A 22,983-nucleotide genomic window follows, 5' to 3' on the forward strand; every position below is an offset into this window, starting at 1 on the left:
GCTCCGTTCTGGTCCATCGGCGGCACCTGTCCTGTGTCGGGGGAAGGGTACAGCGAGCGTCGCGAATGCTCGTGCGCAGTCCACGGCATGGTCGGTTCTATGGGCAGGGTGGGTTCGAGCGGCGACAATGCTGCGATGGAATCGTTCTTCTCTCTCCTGCAGAAGAACCTCCTTGATCGGCGTTCCTGGATCACGCGTGAGCAACTGAGGATCGCGATCGTGACCTGGATCGAGAGGACCTATCACCGCCGACGACGGCAGGCCCGTCTGGGACGTTTGACCCCGATCGAATTCGAGGCCATCATGACCACGGACGTCGCCCTCGCGGCGTGACTAACAACTGTCACCTAAACGTGCAGCAGACCCACGCGTAGCGAACGGTCGCAGAGTGGAGACATTGCTCCCGTCCTTCCTCGCGGAATGGTCGGGCTTATTCGCCCCTGGACGCAGGGGCAGCGTCAGCCCCATGCCGGAGGGCCCGCCGCAACAGCGGCCAGGCGGGTTCGAATCCCGCTGACGCGCTTAACTTCAAACAGATGACCCCCGGACTGCGCTAACAGGCCGGGGGTCCAGTCATGCGATTGGAGCGCACGACATGGCAGACACTAGCACGACCGCAGAGACATGGAAGCCCGTTGTGGGGTGGGAGGGACTCTACGAGGTCAGCGACCACGGTAACGTGCGGAGCCTCGACCGCATCGTCTATGCGGGATCAGGGCGGACCAGAAAGAGCAAAGGGAGAACAATCGCCCAACTCCCGATGCCTACCGGCCACCTGTGGGTCCACCTATGCAGAGACGGGAGCAAGGACTCAGACCGCGTCCATCGCCTCGTCATGGCCGCGTGCGTCGGTCCCTGCCCGGAGGGTATGGAGGTCCGGCACATAGATGGTGATCCGACGAACAACCGAGTCGGGAACCTTCAGTACGGAACGCGGTCAGAGAACATGGACGACCGTGTCACACATGGGACTCACCACCAGACGGTGAAGACCCACTGCCCTCAAGGGCACGAACTGATTATGCCGAACCTCAACCCCAAACAGCATGGTCGATCATGTCGTGCCTGCTCTCAGGCAGCAGCGAGGATCAGCTACGAGAAGCGGAAAGGGTACCCGCTCTCAGACCGGCAGACACTGTCCGATGAGAAGTATCGAACGATCATGCAGAGGCCGCCGCTTGCGGCATAGGAGGAGGTGGGTGGGCCGATGACATTGAAGATCGTGATCGGCCCACCTTAGCCTGCAGCTGGCAAGAGCACCTGGTGCCGGGAGAACATGAAACCTGGCGACATCCTCGTGGACTTCGATCAACTTGCCAATGCTCTCACTGGCCTCGACCCCGCAAACCACGAGCACACAGCCATCGTGAAGAAGGTGACCAAGGCGGCACGCGACGCGGCGATACGCGAGGCCCAGAAGCACGCCCAGGAAGTAGACGTTCTGGTCATCAACTCCACACCCGCACAGTCCACCATCGACCAATACCAGGACGACGGAGCCGAGGTGATCGTCATCGACCCCGGCAAGGAGACAGTGATGCACAGGGTAAAGACCCAACGCCCACCACGACTCCTACCCGTCGCAGCCAAGTGGTACGACCAACAAGCCAAGCCCAAGAACACCACCGAACGTGGCTACGGACACCGACACCAAACCATCCGCCGCCGACTGCTCCACAACCACACCGACGGCGCCCCCTGCGACTGGTGCGGACAACCCATGTACAAAACACCCGCCCAGAACTTCGACCACGCACCCCTCGAAGCCGATCACTCTGCGGACCTCAAACACCACGGCCCCGGAGACGCAGACAGACTCCTCCACCGACGATGCAACAGACAACGCAAAGACGGCCAAGAACACCGACGCCCCGGAACACAACCCACCAACGAGAGACCCGGCCCCCAGGCGGACAGCACCCCAACCGGAACCGCCTTCACATGGGGATGAGACGACCCGCACGAATGAATGAACCCTGAAAATCTTGGCAGGGTGCCCTTCATGACTCACCCCGGCACCCCCCATCAGTCAGGATTTTATTCAGGGTCATGAATTTTATGCATTCACCTGGGAGGTGATTGGGACTGTGAGCTGGGAAGGCGGCGACGACTTCAATGCAGGTGGTCGCGCTCTGTACTCCGACCTTCACCGGGATTCGGATGACGTGGCGACGACGGATCTGATCGTCGAGGCGTGTAGGTCGAAGGACAGGCTGGATCGGTTGCACAAGGTCGTGAGTGGGGATGTGGATTCGTGGACGCGCATCTTCAATGAGGACGGCGGGGAGTACGTCCTGAAGTTGGATACTGCGGTGTCTGAGGTTCGGCAGTTGGCGACGACGTTCCGGCATTTGCTGACGGAGATTCAGAGGAGGCAGGGCGATGTCTCAGGTGGTGGAGAGGACGGGTTCGCCGGCCTCTGATGATGAGGTGTTCCGGGAGATTGTAGATCGTGAGTTCCCGACGCTGGAGGGCAGGCAGTCTCCGGAGGTTCAGTTCACCGCCGGGGTGGGGGATCGGACGCATGGGGATAAGGCGATTGAGCTTGCTCGCCGGTTCGGGTTGAAGCTGATGCCGTGGCAGCGGGAGCAGGTGCACCTGGCGCTGTCGACGGATGAGGATGGTCGGTGGCTGCATCAGGATGTGGTGCTGATCTGCCCGCGGCAGAACGGCAAGAGCCTCATCCTCGAGGTGATCATCCTGTACCGGTTCTTCATCCTGCACAACAAGATCATCTTCACGGCCCACCAGTGGAAGACGGCGAAGTCGATCCGGAACCGACTGTGGAAGCGGATCAAGAACCGGGCGTGGGCGGCGCGGAAGCTGGAAGCGAAGAACGGCGGCCGGAACACCGCGAGCGCCGGTGAAGCTGAGATGGAGACCGGCGACGGTGGAAAGATCCAGTTCACCACTCGCTCGGCGGACGCTGGCCGTGGCTTCGACGAGATTGACCTGCTTCTCCTGGATGAGGCGTACAACCTCGAGGCCGGCGAGCTGGACGCGATCACACCGATCCAGTTGGCGGCGCAGGATCCGCAGACGTACTACACCTCCTCGGCGGTGAACGCGGAGAAGCAGGTGAAGGGCGTGGAGTTGTCGAGGGTGCGGAAGCGTGCCTTGGATGGCGAGACTGACGGGATGCTGTATTCGGAGTTCCGTGCCCCGGACGGCCTGGACCCGGACGACCCGGAGACCTGGAAGCTGGGGAACCCGTCGTACGGGGTCGTGGCGACGGAGAAGAAGATCCGGTCGTTGAAGACGAAGCTCACCCCGAAGGGATTCCATGTCGAGGTGCTGGGGTGGGGTGACTGGTTCGCCATTGGTGACAGTGCCGCGGAGACGATCATTGACCTGGAGCGGTGGGAGGCACTGGCTGATGCGGCTCCGAAGCTGTCGGGTGATTCGTGCCTGGCAGCGGACGTTACCCCGGATGGGTTGCGTGTCGGCGTGGTCGCTGCCCTGTCCAGGGCGGACGGTGGTGTTCACCTGTCGTTGAATCCGGCCCGGGAGTTCGACCGTGTTGATGTCGTTTCCTCTGTCGTGAAGACGGTGGAGATGAATGATCCGGTGGCGGTGGTCCTGGACCCGAAAGGCCCGGCGTCAACGCTGATAGACCCGCTGACGAAGCTGGGCGTGGAGCCGGAGGAGTTGTCGTGGCCGCAGGTGTCGGCAGCGACAGAGCTGTTCATGCGACTGGTGCATGAGGGGAAGATCAGCCACGACGATTCCCCGCGGTGGGTGGAGGCTCTGGAGGTCGCCGCGTTCCGCGGTGGTGGCGAGGGCGGCCGGGCACTGACCCGCAAGGGCGGGGTTGTGTGTGAGCTTGTCGCGGCAACGTTCGCAGTGTGGGGGCTGGTTGAGTACGCGATCCCGGAGCAGGCACCGGATGTGAAACGGAAGACGAAGTTCGTGGGCAGGCCGGAGATCGTTCCGGCGGCCCCGGCGATGGCGACGATGGCGTTTTAAGGAGGTGGTCCGATGGCTGAGATCACGGGGAAGCCGAGGGAGATTGGTCATGCGTTGACCGTCCCGGTCGGTGGCACGTCGGAGGATAACTGGGAACTGCGGTTCCCACACTCGGCACGAGTGTTCGCGAAGATGGGCCGGGAGGATTCCCAGGTCACGTCGGTGCTGAATGCGGTGTCTCTGCCGATCAAGCGGGCATCGTGGCGTTTGGACCCGAACGGGGCGGATAAGGAGGTTGTCCGGCATGTGTCGGAGGATCTTCGACTGCCTGTGTTGGGTGAGGACCAAGATGCGCCGGTGGCGCGGCGTCGTGGCCGCGTGGCATGGCATGAGCACCTGCACACCGCACTGTTGGCCCTGCAGTTCGGGTATGCGTTTTTCGAGCAGGTGTACGCGCCGGGGTCGGATGGTCGTGAGCATCTGGTGAAGCTCGCCCCGCGGCGCCCGGGGTCGATCAGGCGGATCAACGTGGCGGCCGACGGAGGACTCGAGTCGATTGAGCAGTCCGCAGTGACCACGCCTGGTGGAAAGTCTGCACATGCGTCGACGATCCCGGTGTCTCGTCTGGTGGCGTACGTCCATGATCCTAAGGATTCGACGTGGACGGGGTCGAGTGTGTTACGCCCGGCGTTCAAGCATTGGAAGCTGCGCGACCGGTTCCTGATGCTCGAGGCTGACGTGCTGGATCGCAACGGCATGGGCGTGCCCGTGTATGAGGGCAGTGAGTTGGCCCAGGACCCGCAGAAAGATTTGCAGTACGGGCAGGAGCTGGCGCAGAAGGTTCGTGCTGGCGCTGCGGCTGGTGCGGCGGTGCCGGCGAAGGCGAAGCTGACGCTGGTGGGCGTGTCTGGCCAGCTGGTGTCGCCGCGTGAGGCGATCGCGTACCACGACAGCATGATGGCGAGGGCGGTGCTGGCGCACTTCCTGAACTTGGAGGGCAAGGGCGGCAGCTACGCCTTGGCGGAGACGCAGTCGGACCTGTTCATCCAGTCGCTGCAGACCATCGCCGAGTGGATCGCCGACACCGCCACGCAGCACATCGTCGAGGACCTCGTGGATGTGGCGTTCCCGGACTATGACGGTCTGTGCCCGCGGATCGTGTTCGACCCTATCGCGTCGAAGAAGGAACTGGCGGCGGAAGCTCTGGCCACGCTCGTGCGCGACAAGGTGATCCAGCCGGACCGGGATCTCGAAGAGGAGATCCGTCGCCGCTACAGCCTGCCGGGGAAGCGTCCGCGGCAGGAAGCGGAGGCAGACGGGTCTATTACGGCGCCGGAGGACAAGGCGAAGCACGCCGAGCCGGCGGAGCTCGCCCAGCTCGTGGATGCGGCGAAGTCTCTGATGGAGTTGGGCATGTCGAAGGATCAAGCGCTGATAGCGACCGGTCTGGACAAGCTCATCGAATCAACACCCGGTGAACCGCCGGGGGAGGAGGTGGTCAGCGATGGCTGATCTGCTGATCTACGGTGAGATCGGGTGGGACGTGCAGGCGTCGTCTGTGGTGCGTGAGATTCACGACCTGGATGGTGCAGACCTCACCCTGCGGGTGAATAGCCCCGGTGGTGACGTGTATGAGGGGCTCGCGATCATGAACGCGCTGCGCTCCCATAAGGGCACGGTCACCGCGGTGGTGGAGGGCCTGGCTGCATCAGCCGCCAGCTTCATCGCTGTTGGTGGTGCTGACCGGGTGGTCATGCGCCCCACGGCAGAGGTGATGATCCACGAGGCGATGAGCTTCGTCGGAGGTAACGCCGAGGACATGACTAAGGCGATCGCGGACCTCGACCGGATCTCTGCCAATTTAGCCGGCATCTACGCCGACAAGGCCGGGGGCGATGCTGGCGAGTGGCGGGAGCGCATGAAGGCCGAGACGTGGTTCTCCGCTGAGGAGGCTGTGGAAGCCGGACTGGCGGACGTCGTTGAGGACGGCCGGACGGTCGAGGCTCGCCACGGTCGCCCCGTTGTCACCGCCCAGTTCCGATATCAGGGTCGTCGGGCTGCCCCGACACCTACAGTCAACCGCCCTGAGGGGCACGACAGGAAGGAGGGCGGCATGTCCGCTCTTGCTGATCTGGCCCAGGAGATGGGTCTGTCCGAGGATCAGGTGAAGGCTGCTTTCGCCCGCGTGGTCCTGAATGAAGAGGTCACGGTCACTAGTACCGTCGACGTCACGTATCCGGAGGGCACCACGGTGGTGCCGACCGGTAAGGCGACACTCGCCCCGGTGGAGGAGGTTCCGCAGGGGCTGACCTTCACTGTTGGTGACGCCCCGGATGGCTGGACCGCGGAGGTCGACGAGGTGACCGGATCTCTGAGTGTCACGGCACCTGCTGGTGCTGAGCCCGACGATGAGGTGGAGTTGACCGTCACTGTGGCCGGTAATGATGCCCCGGTGGACATTCCCGTCGTCGTCACGGTGAAGGCCGCTGCCGGTGACGAGGAGGAAGACCCTGCCCCGCAGGAGCCTGCGGGTGATCCTGGTCGTGTGGTCCTCGACCGCGATACCTACAACGACCTGCAGGCTGCGGCGAAGCTCGGCTGGGAAGCCAAGAACCAGGCCGACGCCGCTGCCCGTGTTGCGGAGGTTGACCAGTGGATCGCAGAGGGCCGTGTGAACGTCGCTCGCCGGTCGAAGGTCATTGCCGCGATGGAGAAGGACCCCGTGTCGGCCCGTGATCTGTACGGGTCGATTCCGAAGAACACTATTCCCCGCGGGGAGGTGGGCCACGGCCAGGACAACGAGGACTCGACGAGCAACAGCTCCGGCGATCTCGCTGCGAAACTGGACAAGGCCCGTCTCCTGTCTGCCCCGAACGTCTACTAGGAGGCCCCAATGGCAACCCCTACTTTCCGCTCCGGCCCGATCACTTTTCGGGTGAAGGAGAATGTCAGCAAGTTCCGTCTCGTCACTGTCGATGGTGACGGCGCTGCCCACGCCAGTGCATCTGGCCCCGTTTTCGGCGCTGTCGTCTCTGACGCGCACGTGCCGTCGGAGCCGCAGCCGAACAGCCTGTACATCGGCAACCCACCGACCGTCGGCGTTTTCATCGGCCCGGCGACCGTCCCGATCGAGGTCGACGGAGACGCTGACAACATCGCGCAGGGCACCCCGCTCTACGCCGCCGCTGACGGCAAGGTCTCCACCTCCGGCACCCTCCTGGTCGGCATGGCCGCCCGCGACGGTGATTCCGGTCGAGTGAAGACCACCCTCATCACCCCTGCCGCCGCAACCGGTGGCGGGGCCGAGGGGGAATGAGATTCCCCGGGGTGAACACCTACCCCGGGGATGATCTCTACCCCGCCTGACAAGGCAACAACTCTGGCATGACCCCCACTCCTCCTCGTGAGGGGATGGGGGTTTTCTCATGCCCACTTAACCCCCTTTAGGAGGGACAATGTCGCAGCTGATTACCAGCGCATATGACGGGGTTGAAGTCACCGTCGACGAGATGATGAGTGACCCCCTCTTCATCCCGCAGCGCATCGTGGACAACCTCGATGGCGCATTCATGGAAGACCTGTTCTTCCGCCAGGCCGAGTCGAACAAGGGCACCGTCGCGTTCCGTGAGGCCGCCGGCGAGTACCTCGCCGACGATGCTGAGGAGATCGCCGAGTACGGCGAGATCCCGGTCTCCACCCCGGAGTACGGTGAGCTGAAGGCCGCGTTCGGCATCAAGACCGGTGAGGCCATCCGCGTCTCCTGGGAGCAGCGCAACGAGAACAAGGTCGACGTGGTCAACAAGTCGATCACGGCCCTGCAGAAGACGATGATCCGCCACGGCATCAAGGCCGTCACCGGAGTCTTCGAGTCTGCTGGTGTCCCGGAACTGCAGGCGTCCGCGCCGTGGACTGGTGGCGCCCCGGACAAGGACGTCCTTGACGCCATCGAACTGGTGCAGGGCGCTCACGAGGACGGTGATGAGACCCGCGTCTTCGACTACGACCCGAACACCATCTTGCTGCACCCGCAGTCGCTGACGAAGCTGCTGCGTAACGAGCAGGTGCAGAAGTACTACATCGGCAACATGGCCAACGAGAACCCCGTGTTCAAGGGCCTGACGACCACACAGCTTTTCGGGCAGCTGCAGGTCGCCACGTCTCGCCTGATCGCGAAGGACGCCGCGTACGTCTTCGAGGCCGGCGCTGCCGGTTTCAAGTCCGACACCATGCCGCTGACCGCCACCCCGATGTACTCGGAGGGTGGTGAGTCTCAGATCGGTGGCCCGACGATGTCGTGGCGCTCGGACCTGGTCCGTAAGCGTGCCATCGCCGTGGACAGCCCGAAGTCCGTTCTGAAGATCACCGGGATCTCCTGATGCCGCGGGTCACGTTGGCCCGGGCATGGAATCCGGGCGAGGAGCGCTACGTGCCGGGCGATGAGGTCGATGTGGACGATGATGTCGCCGCGTGGCTGACCCGTACCGGAGCAGTGGCCCGACCTACCCGAAAGCGCAAGGCGGCCCCAGCCGCCGGGGACGAAAGCGCCGCGGAGGCCCCGGCCGCCGAGTCGTCTTCCGAGGACGACGGCGACGAGGACAAGCGCCCGGCCCGGACCGCTTCCCTCGACACCTGGAAGGCCTTCGCCGAGAAGCAGGGCATCCAGACCAAGGGCATGAGCAAGCAGGACATCATCGCCGCTACTGCGTAGGAGGCTCCAATGGTCACCGTCGATGACGTCGAGAAGCGGCTACCCCGTGACCTCGACCCCGCAGAGAAGACCAGGGCCGGCTATCTGATCGAGGATGCCAAAGCCCGGATCGATGAGGAGTTCGGCCGGGCGGGAATGGACCTCGACACATCACTGTCGAGGCCGTGGTTCCGGGCGACCTATGAGCGCGTGGTCCGGGAGATGGTCGCCGCCCCGATCCTGGTGGGAATCAATGCGGGCATGCGGTCGGCGTCGTCGACGACGATGCAGGAGTCCGACAGTGTCACGTTCGCGGATGTTGAGTCCGTGTCGTGGGGCGGGGTGACCTTGACCGATCAGCAGCGCGCCGATCTCGGGCTGCCGGCCGGGGCCATCCCCAGAGGATGGTTCCCTCGACCGCCGCGGTGGCCGGAGCGGAGGCTGCCGTGAGTGAGCAGATCACGATCCACCCGCAGTCGCGGGGCGTTGATGATGACGGCAACCGCCTGCCCACCCCGCCGGACCGGACGGTGCGGGTGAAATCCGTGCAGCAGGTCTCGGCGGATGAGCTGTCGGACGCGGATAAGGACGGCAGCATCCGTGTCCTACGCGTCTGGTGCTCGTCCTCGGATGGCCCTGCGGACGGAGACGATGTCACGATCCGTGGCCTGCGGTACCAGGTGCGCGTGGCCGCGTGGGACCCCGGCATGCATCGTCGGCCCGTCTTGTCCCGGCACCGGCCGTCGTCCGTGTTCGATGCTGTGAGGGGTGAGGGCTGATGGCGAAGAAGAACGGCATTCGTATCAGCCGGCTGCCGCCGGGATTCGCTGAAGCTGCTTTCGACAAAGCGGAGGCGGACCTCCCGAAGCTGGGGAAGCGGATCCAGGCAGGCGTACCGCGGCAGTACTCGACCGGTGTCCGCGTGGAGCGAAACCGGTCGGGGCGGCCCGTGCTGCTCGTGGCGATCACTGAGCCGAATGGTGCGGCGATCGAAGCGAGGCACGGTGACCTTAAGCGGTCGGCGGCGCAGCAGGGCCTGGACGTCAATCCGTACGGGGGTGGCTGATGCTCGTGCAGCAGGACGCGCCCCTGATGGTGCGGACGGCGCTGCGGTCTGCATTCCCTGATCTCCGTGTCGTATCGGAGCTGCCGGACTCGTGGACGGTCGATGACGGCCCGGTGGTGACGGTGATATCGGCTGGCACGCCGCGCTCGTCGGTGCCGTGGTCGCGGGAGCAGGTACTCGTCACCGTGTATGCCGTCGATGAGCCGACCGCTCGTCGGATCGTGACTCGTGTCGACGCGTGCCTGATCGACCCCACCCGACCCCATGGCTTACTGATCACCCCCGCGTCCGGCCCGGACATCGTCCGAGACCGGGACCTGGGGTGCTTCCTCGGCGCGACGACAGTGCAGGTCGCGACCCCACGCAGATAACCCTAACCAAACTTCCGAACCCCGTGAGCCTCCCCGGCCGCGGGGTTCACCCATTTCCATAGGAGGAAATCATGGCTGAACGTGAGATCGACCTCACCGCACCGAACTACGAAACCGCGCTGATCACCCTCGGCGTGACCGGCGCACTGTCCTATGCCCCGCACGGCACGGCACTGCCGGAGAACATGGCCGACTACGAGGTCCCGTGGGTGGACCTCGGATGGATCGGCGACGGCGGTGTGGGAGAGTCCCTGAACCAGGAGCGCGAGGACTGGACCCCGTGGCAGGCCGTCGGCCCGCAGCGCGGTCAGATCACCTCGGAGGAGGTGCAGTTCACCGCGACGCTGTGGTCCCTCGGTGGCCTGGCGACCGCCCTGTACTACGGCGTGGCCGAGGAGGACATGACCTTCGACACCACCTCCGGGGTTACTCGCTTCGAGCAGGGCGCGGAGCTGCCGGAGGACTTCCGGTTCTGCCTCGGCTTCGACCTCATCGACGGGCAGAAGGCACGCCGTTTCCTGCTCCCTGCAGCGTCGGTCGTGGAGCGTGGCGACGTCACCTACACGAAGACGGAACTGGTCGGCTACGAGTTGACGTTCAAGACCAACTTCGACGCGGAGGCTGGCTTCGCCATCGCCCGAGAGTTCAAGGAGGGCTGGAAGCCCGGCACCTCCGGAACCATCCTCGAGGGTGGGGGCGTGAAGGACTTGGGTGACTGGTCCACCCCGGCGAGTGATGCCCCGGCTGATGGTGGCGAGGCCCCTGGTGGGGCCGAGGGGGAATGACGTGGCCGGGGGAGCAGTCCTACCCCGGCCCTGACCTGTATCCGACCGACCCGAGTGAGGAGGCCTGATGGCTGACTACGAGAAGATCAACTGGCGCAATGGGGAGGAGGGCGGAACGCCCACCTCCGCGGCGAATTTCCGACACATGGATCACGGGATCGCTACAGCTCAGTCTGCTGCCGATGCCGCCCAGCGCACCGCCGACGGAAAGGCCGACCCGTCGGCAATCCCGGATGTGTCTGGATTCGTGACGCAGTCCGCCATCGACTCCGCAGTCGAGGGGCTCGCGTCCTCCAGTGACATCCCGGACGTCTCCGGAAAGGCCGACAAGTCGGAGATTCCCGACGTGAGCGCACTGGCGTCTCAGTCGGCGCTGGATGTTCTGGTGTCGCGTGTTGCGGCGCTGGAGACCGCCGACTCCGGCGAATAGCCCCAGGGGTGGGGTGGGGGATCCTCGGCAGGTCTCTCCCTCACCCCCTCAACTTTCACACCCCCCGTAAGTAGACCTGCCACACCAACTTTCTTAAGGAGACCTGCCATGGCTGTTGATCTTTCCAAGATGCTCGAAAAGCGCCGCGAGGTGCTCGGCAAGGACGACAAGTTCCTCGCCAAATTCGACGAAACCGAATTCTGGATCGTCGCCCAGGAGCTCGCGCCGCGATCCCACCGGGAGCGTCTCGCCGAAATCCAGGCAGACGTCGAGGACGAGGTGTTGACCCCGTTCGAGGGCGAGGACGCCGTCATCGAGCAGTACCTCGGTGATCAGTCCGATGACTTCCGCACCATGTGCGATGAAGCGAATGTCGACCCGTTCGAGGCGCTGAACATGGCGCTGAGTGAGCACAACAAGGAGGTCCGCCGAAACCCTACCCAGCGGTCCTCGCGGAACACCCGGAGGCGGTAGAAGCCTCCCTCGACGCCCACTACGGTCGCGACATCGTCGCCGAGTATTGGCGTGGCGAGGTCACGACCCGAAGGCTGATGGCCCTGATCCGGGGACTGCCCGAGGGATCGGCCCTGCACCGGGAGATGAACGACGGGCACGTGTGGACGATGGACCACTCCCTGATGTGGCACGTCGCCTACCTCCTGCAGCGCGTGGAGACCGTGCTTGGCGCCCAGGGGGTGAAGAAGAAGCCCACGATGCCGAAGAAGCAGGCAACTCCGTGGGACGAGGACGGCAAGACGAAACGCACCGGGCGGGTGGATGCCGGTGATGAACAGGCCGCGGTGAACTACCTGATGGGGCTGCGGAAGAAGACGTAGGAGGTGCTCGATGGCTGAGGCGTCTGGATATGCTGTCCTGCCGGTCACTGTCTCGCTGAAGGGGGTGACCGGGCAGCTGAACAAGGCCCTGGTGGGCCCGTCGGAGAAGGCAGCGAAGAAGTCGTCCGGGGCTATCGCCAAGTCGATGCAGGATGGTGTCGACAAGGCGTCGAAGGCTGTCGAGTCCGCGTCGAAGAAGCAGGTCGCCGCCAGGGATAAGGCTGCGGATGCGGCGGATAAGACTCGGCTGGCGGAGACGAAGCTTGCTGAGATCATGGACAAGGGCGACGCGAAGTCCTCCCAGATCGTCAAGGCGACGAATGATCTGGAGAAGGCACGTCGCGACCAGGCTCGTGCTGATGGTGCTGCGGAGAAGGCGTCTGCTGATCTGGAGACCGCTCAGGGCGAGCTGGCGAAGGCGCAGAAGGAGTCCACCTCTGCGGTGGATGAGTCCTCGAAGTCGATGGCTGCGGCTGAGGAGCAGTCGAAGAAGTTCAGCAAGGCTCTGGATGGCGCGGCGCTGGCTATCGGCGGCATGGCTTTGGGGGCGGCTGGCGCTCTGGTGAAGCTTGGCACGGATTTCGATGAGGCGTTCCGCACGATCCGTACGGGTACTGGTGCCACCGGCGAGGCGTTTGAGGGACTGAAGGACTCTGCGCTGAGCGTGATGGACACCGTCCCTGCGATGGATGGCGGCATGTCGCAGATCTCCGAGACCCTCGCAGACCTCAATACCCGCCTGGGACTGACGGACGAGCCGCTGGAGACGATGACCGGGCAGATGGTCGCCCTATCGAACATGGGCGTCGACGCGGATATCAACGCCGTGTCGCAGGCGATGAACGGCTTCGGCATCGAAGCTGCGGACATGCCGGACGCGCTCGATGAGCTGTTCCAGGTGTCGCAGGCCACCGGGCTGACCGTCACCGATCTGGCGAACAGTGCAGCAAAGGCGGGGCCCCAGCTCCGAGGATTCGGCTTCACGATGCAGGATTCCGCGGCTCTGGTCGGACAGATGGACAAGGCCGGCCTGGATGCCGACGGCACGCTGCAGCGTCTCTCGCGGGCGATGTCCACCTTTGCCGACGAGGGCCGGGATGCTCCGGAGGCGCTGAAGGAGACGATCACCGAGATCGACAGCTTCATCGAGTCCGGTGATGAGGCTGCTGCGATGAATCTGGCGACGGATCTGTTCGGCACCCGTGGTGCCGCACAGTTCGTGGATGCGGTGAAGAGCGGCACCCTGTCGGTCGATGATTTCATGGCGGCGACAGGAGCTACGACAGACACGATCCTCGGGGTGTCCGAGGAGACCCGGACGATGGGCGAGTCTTTCCAGCTGCTCAAGCAGAAGGGCGAGACGGCTCTACAGCCGATTGCGACGAAGCTGGTCGATGCGCTGATCCCGGCTCTTGAGTCCGGGGCACAGAAGCTCGAGGATTTCATCGGCTGGGTTGAGGATAATCAGGGCCTGGTCAAGGGGCTGGCGACTGCGGTTGGAATTGCTGCCGCGGCGTTCGTCACGTGGCGTGGCGCTGTCGCGGCAATCACGCTCGGGCAGAAGACGTTTGCTACTGCGACGGCCCTGTCAACGGGCGGCATCAAGGCGATGAATGCGGCGATGAAGGCGAATGTGATCGGCCTGATCGTCACCGCGATTGCTGGTCTGGTCGCTGGCCTGACGTGGTTCTTCACGAAGACGGAGACGGGGCAGAAAATCTGGCAGGGCTTCATGGATGTCCTGTCGACAGCGTGGACATGGCTTAAAGACACGTTCACCCCGGTTTTCCAGTGGATGGGCGATGTTATTTCGTCGGTCTGGGACGGGATTAAGACCGGCGCATCTTGGCTTTGGGAGAGTGTCCTGCAGCCGATCTTCGGTTTCATTGGGTCCGCGTGGGAGGTTCTTTCCACGGGGATACAGTGGTACTGGGAGAATGTCATCAAGCGTGCATGGGACACCATTAGCACGGTTATATCGTGGTTGTGGAACTCAGTGCTGCAGCCCATATTCGGATTTATCAGTACCGCATGGGAGGCACTGTCCACGGCTATTCAGTGGGCGTGGAATTCGATCATCAAGCCCGCGTGGGATGCCGTATCTGCGGCGGCGAATTGGCTGTGGAATACGGTGCTGAAGCCCGTCTTCGATTTCATCAAGCAGGGTTGGGATAACCTCTCGAACGCGATCCAGGCGGCGTGGAACAACATCATCAAGCCTGCGTGGGATGCTGTCGGTAATGCGCTGCAGGCATTGTGGGACAACGTCGTATCTCCGGTGCTTGGTTGGATCAGTGACCGGTGGGATGACATGGGTAGTGGCATCCGGGCTATCTACGACAATGTCATTTCTCCCGCGTTCGACGCGCTGAAGACGGGGCTGCAGAAGGTCCGGGATTTCTTCGGCACCGTCGTTGACGGCATCAAGGGCGTGTGGGAGAAGCTGCGCGGCATCCTCGCTAAGCCGATCAACTTCATGATCGGCACCGTCTACAACGACGGAATTTTGAAGGCGTGGAATACCATCGCTGGATTCATTCCGGGGCTGAATGAGGCGGACCCACTCTCGAAGATTCCGGAGCATGCGACTGGTGGTCGGATCTCCGGCCCCGGCACCGGCACGTCGGATGATGTGCTGATGTGGGGCTCCAATGGGGAGCATATGCTCACCGCCGATGAGGTCCGCCGCGCAGGTGGGCACGGGGCGGTCTATGCCATGCGTGACCTCCTGGCGTCCGGCGAGAACTTCACCATGAAGGACGGCCAGGTGTACCGCGATGAGCGGAACCCCTCGGACAACGGGCCCCTGCTGCCGGCCTACAAAGACGGCGGTGAGGTCCGTCCCGCGTGGGAGGACAAGGTCGCACGTGGTCACGAGTGGGCAAAGCAGCAGGATGGCAAGCCGTACCTCGCGGGTAACCAGTTCCCCGCAGGCGCGGACTGCTCCGGCTACATGTCCGCGCTCGCCGGGGTGATCCTCAACGGCGACTCTGGCGCACACTGGACCACTGTCGCATTCCCCGCAGGGCAGGGGCAGACGGTCGACGCCGCGGGGCAGCCGTGGGTCGCTGGCCTGGGGCAGGGCATGTCGATCGGTATGTCCGGTGGACCGGCATCCGGTGGGCAGAACGGTCACACGGCCGGCACCCTGTCAGCTGCGGGAAAGTACTCGGCGGTCAACGTCGAGTCCGGTGGCGCGAACTCTCGCGTGAAGTACGGCGCGTCTGACGCTGCTGGCGCGGATGACGGGCAGTTCAACTCGCAGTACCATCTCGCGATCGGCGCTGATGGCGATTTCGAGGCTGCGGGTGGCCCCTCTCCGGAGCAGAAGAAGGGATTCCTCCGGGACAAGGTCAAGGGCATCTTCGAGGAGATGTTGAACCCGATCAAGGACATGTTCGCTTCTGCGATTGGTGAGCCTCCGCCGGAGTGGCTGGGGATACCGCCGAAGGCGATGTCCTCGTCTAAGGACAAGATCGTCGACTTCGTCTTCGACAGGATCGAGGATCTGGGCAATCTCGTGGGGAAGACCTACGACGCTGCCAAGGAGATGGGCTCGATGGTCTTCGAGTGGGGTAAGAGCGGTGCGGGATGGGTCGGTGACAAGGTCAGCGGACTGTTCCGTGACCAGGGCGGTTGGATCCCGAATGGGCTGTCCATTGTCCGGAATGAGACCGGCCGGCCAGAGGCCGTGCTGAACTGGGAGCAGGTCGAGGCCATCAAGGCCATGATCGACAACTTCGGTGTCGGGTACTCACCCGTCGCGGAGGCGGAGAAGATCCTGCGGAACCCGACCGAGGGCGGGTCCACCCCGCAGCAGGCTGTGCGGGGCGGCACCCAAGTCGCCCAGCACGTCTTCGCTGAGGAGATGGGCGACAAGTCCGCACTCGAGCACGGCGTTGACGCGGTCTTCGACTTCTTCGGGATGGGCGATAGCCTGACGAAGAAGCTGCTGACCACCCCGGCGAATGAGCTGGCGCCGCTGCCGGACTGGTACAGCAAGGACCAGGACGGCGACACGGGATCCCCGGCGACGGATACGGAGGCCACGGACACGACGGCGGCCGAGGTCTCGGGCGCTGGTGTGGTCATGGAGGACGTGTCCACCCCGACCTCGGACGATGTCTCGGTCACCGCTGAGATGCCGGACGATTTCATGGCGAATCCGGCTGCTGCAGTGACAGGCCAGTCGAAGCCCCTCGTCGAGGACCTGGACACCATCGATCCTGACCGGCACAAGAAGCCAGAGGGCGGCCCCGAGGGGTATGTCTACGGCATCGTGCAGTCGGCCCAGGACCACGGACTGCCCGCGTCCGGTGCGAAGATCGGCGTCGCCACCGCTCTGGTGGAGGCTGGCGATCCGCTGCAGATGTGGGCCAACCACGCTGTGCCGGAGTCGCTGAACTTCCCGCACGACGCCGTCGGGTCTGACCACGACAGTGTTGGCCTGTTCCAGCAGCGTGACAACGGGGCGTGGGGCACCGTCGCCCAGCGCATGGACCCCTACGACAGTGCGGGGATGTTCTTCGACGAGATGCTTCGGAAGTTCCCGAACTGGCAGTCGATGGACCCCGGGGCAGTTGCTCAGGGCGTGCAGGTCAGTGCTTTCCCGGATCGGTACGCCACGAAGATGGGCCGCGCCGAGACACTCGTCGCGGACGCCGGCTTGTACGACTCCGGCGGCACCCTGCCGCCCGGAGCCCTCGCGGTGAACCTCACCGATTCCCCGGAGCACGTCTTCACAGACGACGCGATGGAAAACTTCGTGGACTCCTCGGACTCCATGAAGGACGCCGCCGACGAGCTGTCCCACGTGGCCGACATGTCCACCCCGGACGTGTCCGCTCCGGTGATCGCCGCCCCCGAGGTCGACGCCCCGTCACCCGAGGACGGTCAGCCCGGTGCGGGCGAGATCACGCTGGTGATCAACCTCGACGGGCAGCAGATCCTCGAGAAGCGGGTCGACACTGTCGAGGGCCGCGTGGAGGTCAACGAGAAGGACATCCGGAAGATGAAAACCGCACGTCGCGCAGTAGATGCGGGCGTGCGCTTGCTGACCTAGGAGGTGGTGGCTGGTGGCGGAGCCGATGCAGATATCCCTCACTGACAGGTGGGGGATCCAGTGGGCACTGTCTGACGCCGCACCGGGGCGTAAGGGGGCGGTGCTGATGGGCCCGGTGGGCCTGGCGTCACCAATCCAGGTGACCGCCCGGCAGACCACCTCGCAGGTCGGAGTGTCGCCGGTGTCGTGGAAGACGGAGCAGATGGAGGCCTCATGGTCGCTGCGTCTGCACCGTGAGGAGACCGACGACCTGATGGAGACATTCTCCCTGCTGATGCGTGGGGTGACCCCGTTGGCGGAGTCGATTCTTAGGGTGACGCATCGGGGTCGGGGGACGTTGACGTGTCCGATTGTTCGGACGTCGGTGGAGCCTGATCTGGAGCAGTCGCCGGATTCTATTCGTCTGCCGTGGCTGGATGTTGATTTCGATGTGACGTCGTATCAGGGGTGCTGGCATGGGGAGACGGTGTCTCACCACGGTGACTCCACCCTCGCCAACGCCGGCGACCTTCCGGCATGGCCTGTCGTGCAGTGGTCCGGGGCAAATGCCTCGGTCACCGCGCCGAGCATCGGGGAGGTCGCGTTGCCGGATACCGGTGGGCGCACGGCGGTGCTGGAGACCGACCCGGCTTTCGCGTCTCGCGTGACGGTCGACGGGGTGGATGCCCCCGACCTGTGGCGCGGGATGCGGGGTCGTCTTTTCCCGGCCCCGGTGGATGCTCACTCGACAGCGCGGTGGAGATTCGACGGCTGTGTGGGTCGGCTGACCTCACGGCATTCGCACATGTGGAGGTGGTGACATGGTGGACGTCCTGTCCGACACGGAGATTCTGCAGGCTGCCGATTTTGACTGGGAGTCGTGGCAGGCTGCGCGCCGGGCCGAGCATGCACTCGGTGCCCGGACGATCTGGCTGGCGGACAATCACATGGTGCCGGTGTGCTCTCTGTCGGGATTCCTGCAGGGGTCGTACGGTGACAAGGCCAATGCGGCCGGAGCAGTGGACCTGACCCTGCCGGGGGATCATCCGTCGGTGCCGACGCTGCTCATGGCGGACGGTGACGGTGCCACGGACCCGAATGCGCTGCTCTCGCAGTGGTTCTGGATCATCGTGGAGACTCCGTACTACCGGGTGACGTACCGTCTGGCGGAGTTGGAGCTGATCCAGACCGACACGGTGTCGTCGGTGACTGTCCTCGGCGAGGGCCTTTTCGAGCATCTGAATCACCTGCCTCTCTGGGCTTCTCCGGGGTCTCCGTTGCTCGCGCAGCTGAAGTATGCCGATATTCGCTTCGGTGACAGCCTCCGGGTCGTCAAGGAATTCATGCAGGCGAATCTCGCCCGCGAATTCCAGTCGTCGCTACTGGCGCTGTGGGACATGTGGTCACCGTCGACGTGGTCGAGGATCCGCGAGGAGGACTGGCCGATCATGGTCAATCCGATCCACGAGTCCCTGACCACCGAGTGGACGGTGCTCGACTCGCGGTTCAACATGGCCGGCGAGACGTTCGAGTCCACCCTCGACGCGGCGGGGCTGCTGGTCACCCTTGACCTTTGGCTGCCCGGTGACGAGCAGCCCGCACCGTCGCACGTCACGCTGACGAAGCCGACTATCTGGATCGACGTCAAACCCCGAGCCTTCGACTCGTCGTCGACGGGTAAGCCGACGGATATCATTCGCGGTATCCGGGCGACGATCTCGGGCGACCAGACCACTAAGGCCCTGGTCCTCGATGACTCGTGGTTCGACGGTGAGAACCCGCACGCGTGGTGCGTGTGGTCAGCCGACCATATGCACGGCACTGAGCACCGACTGATCGTCCGGAAGTCGACCGACTCCCACGTGATCGTCGGCGGGCGCTCCCCGCAGATCGTGAACAGCCTGATCGCCGCCGGGTCGAACGCTCTGTGGCAGGGGATCGGAGCCGGTGTCGGCATGCTCTTTCCGCCACTGGCCCCGCTCGCTGTCGCTGCGGGCGCTTTCATCGGGCACGTCCAGGGGGAGTTGCTCAAGGACAAGCTGTTCGCCTGGGCGCAGTACAGCAGTTCGGCCCGGGCGGTGGCGCATGGACCGTACCGCTACCGCGGGATAGTGACTCCGGGCGACGGCTTCAGCCTGTCGAGTTTGCAGGCGGGATTCACCGGCCTGCAGTCCACACAGGGGAGTGTCGGCACCGAGTTCACCGTGGGGGATGGTCAGCCATACGTCCTCGGGCGCGACTACCTTGCCGGAGACCAGGCGGGCGTCATCAGTCACGGCATCGTCTTCGCCACCTACGTCGCCGAGTGGGATGTGTCCGTCACCCCGGACGGTGACGACGTCTCCCTCGGGCTGGGTGATCCCCGACTCCGTGAATCGCCGGAACGTTCACTCGAGCGGAGCGTGAAAACCCTGTCGTCGGCCATTGATCGGGTGAAAACGGCCATACCGTAGCCCTCAGGAGGAATGTCACTGTGACGAATCAGCAGATGCGGTTCATGTTTGAGCACCCCGCACCCGAGGGGTACCACCCGATGGCGCAGTTGTTCCTCCATCCGATGGGGATGAAGTTCACCCCGGAGATGATGAATGAGCTTGCCACGTTCCTGTTCGACATGGTCGGGGTGAAGCTGCACGACGTGGAGCCCACGTCGGTGGAGTATTTCCGTGACTGGAAAGACGACCGCGAGGTCGACGAGGTCGTGCCGGGGGCGGAGTACGCCGCGGCATGGTCGGAGCAGCTACCGCCGGGTATCAGCTTGGACCCGAGGACTGGCCGGATGGTTGGGACGCTGGGCACGGGGCAGTGGAGGTGGACGGTGCGTCTGGGCCCGCAGCTGAAGTACGACTCGCTCGGGGGTCAGGGCTCACCACATCAGGACGGACGGTGGATCGGGGCGCTGGAGGACCGGGAGCCGATCACGCCCCAGACGGTCGACGTGAAGAGCTTGTCACCGGAGCAGCGGGCCGCGTTGCGCGCTGCGCTGGACGAGGAGGACTGACATGGGTGTTTCCCCCGACCATTACGAGCCTGGCTGGGACGGGTCGCCTCAGGACATCAGTGCCCTTGGTAGGGCTGGGGATGATTTGGGCGCGGGGCTGGCCGGGTCGATGCAGGACACCGTCGGTGGTATCGGCGGGGCGATCATGAATGCCCTGTCGGGGATTGTCACCGGTGGCCCGTTCGCCCCGGTCGAGGAGGCCGCCGTCGAGATCCGCAACGGCCAGGAGGGGCTGGAGAACTCAATCAACTTGCTGTTCGGCCTACCTGGGTACGGCTTCGCGTACATGTCGCGCAACATCAACGCCGAGTGGGGCCTCATTGGCGGAAATGTTCGCCGTATGCCGTTCGACAAGCAACTCGGTCCGGCGAAGAACACCTACATCGACGATCAGGGTCGGCTTGTCCTCGACGGTGTGGGTGCGTGGCTGGTGATGGTGAAGAACCGGGCGAGGGGTACCGGCTACGGCGGCAACGCGATGATCCAGCAGACGGTGCGTATCCGCCGGCCGGACGGCACGGTGTACCACACGGTCACTGATGATGCCTCCACGATGTCAGACACCGGCATCATCAACTCGAAGGGAGCATCATCCTTGCTGTCGATTTTCCCGGTCGTGATCGATGAGCCGGGCTGCACTGTCGACGTGGAGACGTGGACCGGCGCATGGCGCTGGTGGGACGGGGGCTACCGCTACAGCATGATGGCCGCGATTAGGCACTCCACGGATGTGGAGAACAAGGGTGACGAGGTCGTGCCCAACGAGACTGAAGAGGAGGCGAAGCAGGGATGACTGTTTTGTATGGTGACCTGCGGGATGTGCAGGGCGCCCCGTTTGATCAGCAGGGCACGGCGGTGGTGATCTCCGCTACGCAGGCCCGCCCCGCGATGAACAGCTCCGCGTTGACGCTGGTGGAGCTGGCCCGCATCGAGATGGAGGACTCTGGTGGGCACTTCGAGACGGAGGAGCTGGACCCGGGGCCCGTGATCGTCCGCCTGGAGGGAGGGGTGTCTCATGGCCAGCAGTGGGAGATCGGCATCCCGGACGACGATCAGCGCTGGAATCTGGCGGACCTTATCGGTGAGCAGGTCGAGTGGGAGCCGATTGTGGTGTCTCGTGCGGAGGCTGCCGCACGGGAGTCCCGGGCGCAGGCTGACCGGTCCGAGGGGGAAGCGGATCGGTCCGAGCGTGCTGCCGATCGGGTGGGGTCCGCCGAGCGTGTGCTTGAGGCGGAAGCCACAGCGGTGCAGTCCGAGGCAGATGCGTTGGCGCATCAGGAGGAGGCCACCCGGCAGGCAACTCGTTCTGAGCAGGAGGCGGACCGGTCGGCGGGTGAGGCTAGCGACTCGGCGAGTAGTGCGGGCGCGTCCGCTACATCCGAGGCCAACGCGGCCATGTCCGAGGGGAACGCCAAGACCTCCGAGACGAACTCGGCTGGGCACGAGTCCCGGGCGAAGGGGCACGCAGACACCGCTGGCGAGCACTCGACGGCCGCGGACGGTCACCGTCAGGCCACAGCGACCTCCGAGGAGAACGCGAAGACGTCGGAGGACAACGCCGCCGGGCACGAGACCCGCGCCGGGCAGCACGCTGACACCGCGGGGCAGACGGTGCGTGATGCTGTCTCGGAGGCCACGGGCATCACCGAGGGTCACAAGGTCGCGGCGGAGGCGGCTGCGGGCAATGCCCGGTCGGCGGCGACGGAGGGGCGTGGGTACCGGGATGCTGCGCGTGAGGCGGCGGCCCAGGCGGAGGACATCGCCACTGGTGATCTGCCGGCCGCGTCGGAGTCGACGCGGGGTCTGATCCAGATGACGGGTGACTTGGCTGGGTCGGGTGATGATCCGCGTGTGCCTGCCCTGTCGCTGGCGGCGCCGGGCGCGTCGGTGCAGGTTGTGCCACCGGGCCCGGGGTGGGGTAATGCGGTCGCTGACCCGGCGACGACACCCACCGGGTGGGATTTCGACGGTGAGTGGCTGACCCCACCACTGTGGCTGGATCGGGTGACGGTGACTGTCGACTGGTGTGGTGGATCGTCTCTGGCTTTGCGAGGTCGTCGGTCGGACGGCACGGCGTCGACGATCGTCACCTTGCCGGAGGGCGCTCCGGAGACTCACCGGTCTGCCACGGTGGTCGTGGACTTGTCGCGGCATGAGGCCGTGGCGGTGGCTGCGACGTGGACGCAGGAGGACCTCGACGCGGTGTGTACCGCGAGCCTGGTGGTGCAGGTTATGCCCTCCCATCAGCACGCCAGGGAGGACCTGCCGTGGTGGGATGAGGTCATGTCCGGCTACGTGCGGGGCAATGATGAGCGTCTGTCTGATCCGCGGTATCCGACGGAGCATGAGCACGAGATCAACCAGGTCCGTGGTCTACGCGCTGTCGTCGACCGGCTGACTGCCCTGGAGGCTTTGGTGCGGGCGCGTCCTGCGCTGTGGCCGTGGGACGGTGTAGTGCCGTGGGCACCACCGGAGGCCGCGCTGCCGGTCGACAACGTCTGGGATACCGATGGTGGCGACGTGCACAGTGTGGAGGAGGTGACCGGTGATGAGTGATCTCACGCTCGGACCCGTGGTCGGCAAGATCGGCGGGGCAACCGTGCCCCTGGATCTGTCGCCCTCGACGCCGTCCACGTCCGTGCCAGTCGACCTTCCGGATGGTGAGTGGGCGATCGTTGTTGAGGCCGTGCAGACCGGATACGGGGGCGGCAGCGTGTCGATTGGTGACGTGTCGGTCACCACGCCCGGCCGGAATCTGCGGTGCTATGCGGTGCGTCGACACGTTACCTCGCCGACCACCGTTACTGGTTCCACGACAGAGATCCGGAAGATCACTGCCTTCCCCGATCCGACCCCATAG

24 protein-coding genes and 1 pseudogene are annotated in these 22,983 nt (G+C 64.6%); all 25 read left to right on the forward strand.

What is annotated here, in order from left to right; translation table 11 throughout:
• Positions 1-81 precede the first annotated feature (81 nt).
• Positions 82-333, forward strand: a pseudogene (locus tag ACT3S3_RS07850) (integrase core domain-containing protein); the annotation flags it as partial.
• A gap of 262 nt (positions 334-595) precedes the next feature.
• Positions 596-1,189 (forward strand): NUMOD4 motif-containing HNH endonuclease, encoded by a 594-nt coding sequence (locus ACT3S3_RS07855; protein ID WP_444626619.1) that lies wholly within the window; start codon positions 596-598, stop codon positions 1,187-1,189.
• A gap of 87 nt (positions 1,190-1,276) precedes the next feature.
• The gene (locus tag ACT3S3_RS07860; RefSeq protein WP_444626621.1) at positions 1,277-1,951 is read left to right on the forward strand and encodes a hypothetical protein; all 675 of its coding nucleotides are present in this window, start codon (positions 1,277-1,279) and stop codon (positions 1,949-1,951) included.
• A 136-nt stretch (positions 1,952-2,087) separates the two neighbouring features.
• Complete coding sequence (locus ACT3S3_RS07865; RefSeq protein ID WP_444626623.1) at positions 2,088-2,423, forward strand: hypothetical protein; 336 nt, start codon at positions 2,088-2,090, stop codon at positions 2,421-2,423.
• Entirely contained in the window at positions 2,383-3,966 is a 1,584-nt protein-coding gene (locus tag ACT3S3_RS07870; RefSeq protein ID WP_444626625.1) for a hypothetical protein, read from the forward strand. Before ACT3S3_RS07865 ends, ACT3S3_RS07870 begins: the two co-directional genes overlap by 41 nt.
• A 12-nt stretch (positions 3,967-3,978) precedes the next feature.
• Positions 3,979-5,418, forward strand: coding sequence for a phage portal protein family protein (locus tag ACT3S3_RS07875; protein WP_444626626.1), 1,440 nt, complete (start codon positions 3,979-3,981; stop codon positions 5,416-5,418).
• Positions 5,411-6,790: a head maturation protease, ClpP-related gene (locus tag ACT3S3_RS07880; protein ID WP_444626628.1), complete on the forward strand. Its 1,380-nt coding sequence runs from the start codon at positions 5,411-5,413 to the stop codon at positions 6,788-6,790. Before ACT3S3_RS07875 ends, ACT3S3_RS07880 begins: the two co-directional genes overlap by 8 nt.
• A 9-nt stretch (positions 6,791-6,799) precedes the next feature.
• Entirely contained in the window at positions 6,800-7,222 is a 423-nt protein-coding gene (locus ACT3S3_RS07885; protein ID WP_444626629.1) for a hypothetical protein, read from the forward strand.
• A 139-nt stretch (positions 7,223-7,361) separates the two neighbouring features.
• On the forward strand, positions 7,362-8,282 hold the full coding sequence (locus tag ACT3S3_RS07890; RefSeq protein ID WP_444626631.1) for a hypothetical protein: 921 nt from the start codon (positions 7,362-7,364) through the stop codon (positions 8,280-8,282).
• A gap of 50 nt (positions 8,283-8,332) precedes the next feature.
• On the forward strand, positions 8,333-8,614 hold the full coding sequence (locus ACT3S3_RS07895) for a hypothetical protein (protein WP_444626632.1): 282 nt from the start codon (positions 8,333-8,335) through the stop codon (positions 8,612-8,614).
• 9 nt (positions 8,615-8,623) lie between these two features.
• Entirely contained in the window at positions 8,624-9,043 is a 420-nt protein-coding gene (locus tag ACT3S3_RS07900; protein ID WP_444626634.1) for a Gp19/Gp15/Gp42 family protein, read from the forward strand.
• The gene (locus ACT3S3_RS07905) at positions 9,040-9,372 is read left to right on the forward strand and encodes a hypothetical protein (protein ID WP_444626636.1); all 333 of its coding nucleotides are present in this window, start codon (positions 9,040-9,042) and stop codon (positions 9,370-9,372) included. The genes ACT3S3_RS07900 and ACT3S3_RS07905 overlap by 4 nt, the downstream gene beginning before the upstream one ends.
• The gene (locus ACT3S3_RS07910) at positions 9,372-9,659 is read left to right on the forward strand and encodes a hypothetical protein (RefSeq protein WP_444626638.1); all 288 of its coding nucleotides are present in this window, start codon (positions 9,372-9,374) and stop codon (positions 9,657-9,659) included. The genes ACT3S3_RS07905 and ACT3S3_RS07910 overlap by 1 nt, the downstream gene beginning before the upstream one ends.
• On the forward strand, positions 9,659-10,030 hold the full coding sequence (locus ACT3S3_RS07915; protein WP_444626640.1) for a hypothetical protein: 372 nt from the start codon (positions 9,659-9,661) through the stop codon (positions 10,028-10,030). Before ACT3S3_RS07910 ends, ACT3S3_RS07915 begins: the two co-directional genes overlap by 1 nt.
• A 71-nt stretch (positions 10,031-10,101) precedes the next feature.
• Positions 10,102-10,815: a phage tail tube protein gene (locus ACT3S3_RS07920; protein WP_444626642.1), complete on the forward strand. Its 714-nt coding sequence runs from the start codon at positions 10,102-10,104 to the stop codon at positions 10,813-10,815.
• Between the two features lie 67 nt (positions 10,816-10,882).
• The gene (locus ACT3S3_RS07925; protein ID WP_444626644.1) at positions 10,883-11,245 is read left to right on the forward strand and encodes a hypothetical protein; all 363 of its coding nucleotides are present in this window, start codon (positions 10,883-10,885) and stop codon (positions 11,243-11,245) included.
• A gap of 108 nt (positions 11,246-11,353) precedes the next feature.
• Positions 11,354-11,719, forward strand: a complete 366-nt coding sequence (locus ACT3S3_RS07930; RefSeq protein ID WP_444626645.1) for a hypothetical protein — start codon at positions 11,354-11,356, stop codon at positions 11,717-11,719.
• 77 nt (positions 11,720-11,796) lie between these two features.
• Positions 11,797-12,081 carry a hypothetical protein gene (locus tag ACT3S3_RS07935; RefSeq protein WP_444626647.1) on the forward strand — a complete coding sequence of 95 codons (285 nt, stop codon included), beginning with the start codon at positions 11,797-11,799 and terminating at the stop codon, positions 12,079-12,081.
• Positions 12,082-12,091: 10 nt separating this feature from the next.
• Positions 12,092-17,143, forward strand: coding sequence for a phage tail tape measure protein (locus tag ACT3S3_RS07940; RefSeq protein ID WP_444626649.1), 5,052 nt, complete (start codon positions 12,092-12,094; stop codon positions 17,141-17,143).
• A gap of 13 nt (positions 17,144-17,156) precedes the next feature.
• Positions 17,157-17,942, forward strand: a complete 786-nt coding sequence (locus tag ACT3S3_RS07945; RefSeq protein ID WP_444626651.1) for a hypothetical protein — start codon at positions 17,157-17,159, stop codon at positions 17,940-17,942.
• Position 17,943: 1 nt separating this feature from the next.
• A complete protein-coding gene (locus ACT3S3_RS07950) occupies positions 17,944-19,575 on the forward strand; it encodes a Gp37-like protein (RefSeq protein ID WP_444626653.1) in 1,632 nt (543 codons plus the stop codon).
• 20 nt (positions 19,576-19,595) lie between these two features.
• Entirely contained in the window at positions 19,596-20,123 is a 528-nt protein-coding gene (locus ACT3S3_RS07955; RefSeq protein ID WP_444626655.1) for a hypothetical protein, read from the forward strand.
• 1 nt (position 20,124) lies between these two features.
• A complete protein-coding gene (locus tag ACT3S3_RS07960; RefSeq protein ID WP_444626657.1) occupies positions 20,125-20,916 on the forward strand; it encodes a hypothetical protein in 792 nt (263 codons plus the stop codon).
• On the forward strand, positions 20,913-22,679 hold the full coding sequence (locus ACT3S3_RS07965) for a hypothetical protein (RefSeq protein ID WP_444626658.1): 1,767 nt from the start codon (positions 20,913-20,915) through the stop codon (positions 22,677-22,679). Before ACT3S3_RS07960 ends, ACT3S3_RS07965 begins: the two co-directional genes overlap by 4 nt.
• Positions 22,672-22,983: a hypothetical protein gene (locus tag ACT3S3_RS07970; RefSeq protein WP_444614847.1), complete on the forward strand. Its 312-nt coding sequence runs from the start codon at positions 22,672-22,674 to the stop codon at positions 22,981-22,983. Before ACT3S3_RS07965 ends, ACT3S3_RS07970 begins: the two co-directional genes overlap by 8 nt.

The organism is Corynebacterium sp. AOP40-4SA-5 (genome assembly GCF_052377355.1).
In the GTDB taxonomy this organism is placed as follows: domain Bacteria; phylum Actinomycetota; class Actinomycetes; order Mycobacteriales; family Mycobacteriaceae; genus Corynebacterium.

Bases quoted from the DNA above. Each gene is read 5' to 3' on its own strand.
- ACT3S3_RS07965 (WP_444626658.1), top strand. From the start codon at position 20,913: ATGACTGTTTTGTATGGTGACCTGCGGGATGTGCAGGGCGCCCCGTTT.
- ACT3S3_RS07910 (WP_444626638.1), top strand. From the start codon at position 9,372: ATGGCGAAGAAGAACGGCATTCGTATCAGCCGGCTGCCGCCGGGATTC.
- ACT3S3_RS07940 (WP_444626649.1), top strand. From the start codon at position 12,092: ATGGCTGAGGCGTCTGGATATGCTGTCCTGCCGGTCACTGTCTCGCTG.
- ACT3S3_RS07935 (WP_444626647.1), top strand. From the start codon at position 11,797: ATGGCCCTGATCCGGGGACTGCCCGAGGGATCGGCCCTGCACCGGGAG.
- ACT3S3_RS07860 (WP_444626621.1), top strand. From the start codon at position 1,277: ATGAAACCTGGCGACATCCTCGTGGACTTCGATCAACTTGCCAATGCT.
- ACT3S3_RS07870 (WP_444626625.1), top strand. From the start codon at position 2,383: ATGTCTCAGGTGGTGGAGAGGACGGGTTCGCCGGCCTCTGATGATGAG.
- ACT3S3_RS07960 (WP_444626657.1), top strand. From the start codon at position 20,125: ATGGGTGTTTCCCCCGACCATTACGAGCCTGGCTGGGACGGGTCGCCT.
- ACT3S3_RS07885 (WP_444626629.1), top strand. From the start codon at position 6,800: ATGGCAACCCCTACTTTCCGCTCCGGCCCGATCACTTTTCGGGTGAAG.
- ACT3S3_RS07900 (WP_444626634.1), top strand. From the start codon at position 8,624: ATGGTCACCGTCGATGACGTCGAGAAGCGGCTACCCCGTGACCTCGAC.
- ACT3S3_RS07880 (WP_444626628.1), top strand. From the start codon at position 5,411: ATGGCTGATCTGCTGATCTACGGTGAGATCGGGTGGGACGTGCAGGCG.
- ACT3S3_RS07875 (WP_444626626.1), top strand. From the start codon at position 3,979: ATGGCTGAGATCACGGGGAAGCCGAGGGAGATTGGTCATGCGTTGACC.
- ACT3S3_RS07890 (WP_444626631.1), top strand. From the start codon at position 7,362: ATGTCGCAGCTGATTACCAGCGCATATGACGGGGTTGAAGTCACCGTC.
- ACT3S3_RS07925 (WP_444626644.1), top strand. From the start codon at position 10,883: ATGGCTGACTACGAGAAGATCAACTGGCGCAATGGGGAGGAGGGCGGA.
- ACT3S3_RS07950 (WP_444626653.1), top strand. From the start codon at position 17,944: ATGGTGGACGTCCTGTCCGACACGGAGATTCTGCAGGCTGCCGATTTT.
- ACT3S3_RS07930 (WP_444626645.1), top strand. From the start codon at position 11,354: ATGGCTGTTGATCTTTCCAAGATGCTCGAAAAGCGCCGCGAGGTGCTC.
- ACT3S3_RS07970 (WP_444614847.1), top strand. From the start codon at position 22,672: ATGAGTGATCTCACGCTCGGACCCGTGGTCGGCAAGATCGGCGGGGCA.
- ACT3S3_RS07915 (WP_444626640.1), top strand. From the start codon at position 9,659: ATGCTCGTGCAGCAGGACGCGCCCCTGATGGTGCGGACGGCGCTGCGG.
- ACT3S3_RS07920 (WP_444626642.1), top strand. From the start codon at position 10,102: ATGGCTGAACGTGAGATCGACCTCACCGCACCGAACTACGAAACCGCG.
- ACT3S3_RS07855 (WP_444626619.1), top strand. From the start codon at position 596: ATGGCAGACACTAGCACGACCGCAGAGACATGGAAGCCCGTTGTGGGG.